Origin of the sequence: Amycolatopsis sp. NPDC059657 (assembly GCF_042734395.1) — a bacterium.
Lineage (GTDB): Bacteria > Actinomycetota > Actinomycetes > Mycobacteriales > Pseudonocardiaceae > Amycolatopsis.
In genome coordinates this window covers 1-4,162 of the sequence record NZ_JBHWEB010000250.1, presented here as the reverse complement: position 1 = coordinate 4,162, position 4,162 = coordinate 1, and the positions used below count along the sequence as shown (strand labels likewise).

Below are 4,162 nucleotides of genomic sequence, written 5' to 3'. Positions count from 1 at the left end.
ACTTCAAGCCCGCCCGAGGCTTGCGGGCGCCCTGCCGGACTTGGTGAAGGAGTCCCTCACCAGCCAGCCACATTCGGCTTTCCGCGCAATAACCGCCGGCAACACTCACGACATCAGCGCTTCTTCGCCATCAGGCAGATGTCGGCGCGCTGGTAGCAGAACGAAGCGACCGGATCGTCGTAGTAGGTCCATGGCTCGCCGCCCGCGTAGGCGCCCAGCCGTTGGAACAGCGGGATGGCTTCAGGTTCGCGTTTCGTGCGTCGCAGCGCGGTGATCGCCCAGCCGAGATCGTCGTGCACGTGGTGGTTGTGCGGGCCGTCCGAGGAAAGCCAGCGCAGGAACGTGGTCAAGCCCTGCTGGGCCCACGGTTCGTGCCACACGTTCTCGTGCGCGTCTTCCCATTCGTAAGCCGCGCGGATCAGCAGACCGGACAGCGACGGGGACTTCGCCGCGCTCTCCTGCGCGAACGCGACCATCCGCTCGTGCGAGCCACGCCATTTCGCGCACCAGTACTGCAAAGCCGCGTCGTGGCCGCGCCGATGCAGTGGCGCGCGCTCGATGAGGCCTTGCCAGCGCCGGTCGAACTCCTGGTGGTCGACGCTCAGGCCGCGGCCGAGCGTGATCAGCGTGGCCCACGGGGTCGGATCGGACGGCAGCAGCTCGGCGGCCTGCCATGCGGTCTTTTCCGCCTCCTCCAGCGTGTGATGGAAGCCGGCGAACTGGGCTTCGGAGGTTTGGGACGCCCATTTGCCGCCGCGGATCTGCCATGCGAGGTAGACGAGCGCCTCGGCGTCGACGACCACCGCGTGCGGGTTGCCGGGCTCGGCCCGCTGCCAGGCCTTGAGCCAGGTGTCGTCGTCCGCGGCGATGCGCGCCAGTCGCGAGACCACCATGGCACGGGTTTCCCAGTCGTCCCAGGTGGCGGTGACCAGCATCGCGGCGGGTTGCCACTCGCCGCGCTTCGCCGCTTCGGACGCGTTGCGCAGCGCCGGATCCGTGTGGATGTTCTCTTTCGTCACCTGCTCGTCGGGAATCAGGCCGAATTTCGTGACATCGACATCGGGGTACAGGCCGGTCAGCTTCTGCAGTTCGTAAGGGCCGATGAGATCGGCCAGCTCGTCGATGCCGACGCCGCGTTTCTTGGCCTCGCGCATCATGGCCCGGATCGCGCGGACCTTTTTCGGTAGCAGTGGCATCGGGTGGGTACTCCCTTTCAGCGCGTGGGGCGGGTGTCAAGATCGACTTTCGCCGAGGTGAGCAGCTGGCGTAGCTCGACAGTGTTGCCGTCGACGGCGGTGTCGAGCGCTTCGCCGAATTCGCTCGCGTACGGTTCGTCGACCTCCAGTTCGCCCGGCGAGGACCAGGAAAGGTTCCAGCGGGCGAGCCCGACGTCCGCCAGCGCGACCTGGACCACAGAGGACAGTCCATCCCGGACTGCCATCTTGGCGAATTCCCTTTGAGCACGAGGGCCAGCGCCAGGGTCTGGCTTGGCGTCGGTGACGACCAGCTCGCTGATCAGCCCGGCGTCGAGCGCGTCGAGAAGTGTCCTGAAGGTACTGACGCGGCGCATCGCCCGGCCTGCTGCATCCAGAGTGGACAGTGCCTCGGGGATCGCGTCGCCCCGGCAGCTCAGGTGGACCAGTGTCGGCCAGTCGACCCGGCGCTTCTCGCGGGCTTCCGGGACCAGGCTGGACAACAGCGCGTCGTCGAGCACCGCCGCCGAGCCGCGCAGCAACGCCGTCGCCGGGCCGCGGCCGAAGACGACGATCGGCTCGTCTGGCAGTGCGTCGATCGCCGCGACGCGGACTGCGACCGGCGGGTGCGAGTCGTACGGGCCTGACTCGTCCGGCGGGGTGCGACGGATCTTCTCGAGCTGATCGTCGACCGAATCGCGCAGCTCGGCGAAGCCGCCGAACACCTCCGAAGGCAGGTACCCCGCCTTCCAGCCGACAACCGCGTATCGCGCCATGAACAGATCCCACGCCGCGTCGATCGCGTACAACTCACGCAGCGCGCTGCTCGCGGCCTCGTTGCCCGCCGCGCGTGCGCTCAACCGGTCAGCGGCCAGCTCCTGGCGACGGCAGACCGCGCTGGACACGCGGAAGTAGAGCTTGGCGTACAAGGTGAAGAGCTTGCCGATCAGCTTCTGGAACCAGTCGCTGTGATCCAAAGTGGACAGTACGCCGACCACCGCGCGCTTGCCGCCGTAGGTCACGGCCGCCAGCCGGGTGTCGTTGTTGCTGTAGTGCGCGAGTTCATGCGTCAGCACCGCGGCGAGCTGGTCCTCGCGCAGCCCGGCGAGCAGCGGCGCGCCGATGAACATCCGGCGCCGGAGCACGCGCAGGCCGAGCCAGCGGGTCTGCTCGGCGACCGCGGCGTTGACCTCGCCGATGAGGTAGATCTCGTCCGGCGGACGGGTGCCCGCGATCACCGCGAGCCGCCGCACCAGCGCCCACAGTTCCGGTTGCGCCGCCTCGGTGACGAGCACGCCGTCGACCTCGTCGCCGGTGCGCTTCACCACCGAGAGCAGGCCCTTGAGCAACGCGTATGTGGCCGGGACGGTGATGATCCCGAGCTTGATCGCGGCGAGGACCGACTGCTGGAACGCGAACACCTCGAACGCGACCAGCCCGCCGACGAGCGCGAGCACCAGAGCCGGGAAACCGGCGAGCAGCGCGACGGCCGTAGCCGCGCGCAAAGAGAACTTCACGAGTGTTCCTCCCCAGAAACGCGCCGGTCAGGGCGCCGGGGAAAGTGTCGCACGGCCGTATGCGAAACCGAAATCGGTTGTCGCGGCGTGCTCGGTGCGGTCATCCTCTGTGGACACATTCACCTACGAAAGGCCAGTCATGTACACCGCAGTCGAAGGCGCCCGCGTGCCGATCCGGATGTGGGCGGACCCGCAGTCGGTCGAGGACCAGGCAATGCGCCAGCTGCGGAATGTGGCGAACCTGCCATGGGTGCACGGCGTCGCCGTCATGCCCGACGTGCACTACGGCAAGGGCGCGACCGTCGGCAGCGTGATCGCGATGCGCGACGCCGTCTCGCCTGCCGCCGTCGGCGTCGACATCGGGTGCGGGATGAGCGCGGTGCGCACCTCGCTGACCGCGTCGGACCTCCCGGACGACCTTTCGGTGCTGCGTAAGCGGATCGAGCGGGCCGTGCCGGTCGGCTTCGGGATGCACAAGACGCCGGTGAACCCGGCGAAGGTGCACGGGGTCGGCGGCTGGGACAAGTTCTGGAAGTCGTTCGGCGACCTGCACACCGGCGTCCAGGAACTGGTCGACCGGGCCGCACGTCAGCTCGGGAGCCTCGGTGGCGGTAACCACTTCATCGAGGTCTGCCTCGAGCAGGGCGGTCTGGACGCCGGTCGCGTGTGGCTGATGCTGCACTCGGGTTCGCGCAACATCGGCAAGGAACTCGCCGAGCGCCACATGGCGGTCGCGCGCAAGCTCCCGCACAACGCCGACCTGCCGGACCCCGACCTCGCGGTCTTCGTCGCGGACACGCCCGAGATGGCGGCGTACCGGCGTGACCTGTTCTGGGCGCAGGACTACGCGGCCCGCAACCGCGCGACCATGGTCGCGCTGGTCAAGCAGGCCGTCGCCGACGTGATCCCGCACGTCCGGTACGAGGACGCGATCTCGTGCCACCACAACTACGTGGCGGAGGAGACCTACGACGGCGTCGACCTGCTCGTGACGCGTAAGGGCGCGATCCGCGCGGGGTCGGGAGACCTCGGGATCATCCCCGGCAGCATGGGCACCGGGTCGTACATCGTGCGCGGGCTCGGCAACGAGTCCTCGTTCCAGTCGGCGTCGCACGGCGCCGGTCGCCGGATGTCGCGTAACAAGGCCAAGAAGCTCTACACCGCGAAGGACCTGGCGGACCAGACCGCCGGCGTCGAGTGCCGTAAGGACTCGGGTGTGGTCGACGAGATCCCGGCCGCGTACAAGGACATCGAGTCGGTGATCAAGGCACAGACCGACCTGGTCAAGGTCGTGGCCCACATCAAGCAGGTCGTCTGCGTCAAGGGCTGAGGGCTCGTGAGTGGTATGGCCGGTTAGTACTCCAGCTGTAGTTCGTGATGTGGCTGGCGTGTCGGTGAAATAGGCGCGGCCACCACGGTGATCATGAGTGTTTGTGAAGACAAATCAAGATC

At 67.9% G+C, this 4,162-nt stretch carries 3 protein-coding genes; 1 reads left to right on the top strand and 2 read right to left on the bottom strand.

Annotated elements, in window-relative coordinates:
- Positions 1-113 precede the first annotated feature (113 nt).
- Together ACFV15_RS47925 and ACFV15_RS47920 are read right to left on the bottom strand one after the other, a co-directional pair.
- Positions 114-1,196, bottom strand: a complete 1,083-nt coding sequence (locus tag ACFV15_RS47925; RefSeq protein WP_378360172.1) for a DUF4034 domain-containing protein — start codon at positions 1,194-1,196, stop codon at positions 114-116.
- Positions 1,197-1,213: 17 nt separating this feature from the next.
- Positions 1,214-2,710: a M48 family metallopeptidase gene (locus tag ACFV15_RS47920; RefSeq protein WP_378360170.1), complete on the bottom strand. Its 1,497-nt coding sequence runs from the start codon at positions 2,708-2,710 to the stop codon at positions 1,214-1,216.
- A 139-nt stretch (positions 2,711-2,849) separates the two neighbouring features.
- Here ACFV15_RS47920 and ACFV15_RS47915 point away from each other — a divergent pair, with 139 nt between their 5' ends.
- The gene (locus tag ACFV15_RS47915) at positions 2,850-4,040 is read left to right on the top strand and encodes an RtcB family protein (RefSeq protein ID WP_378360168.1); all 1,191 of its coding nucleotides are present in this window, start codon (positions 2,850-2,852) and stop codon (positions 4,038-4,040) included.
- Positions 4,041-4,162 lie beyond the last annotated feature (122 nt).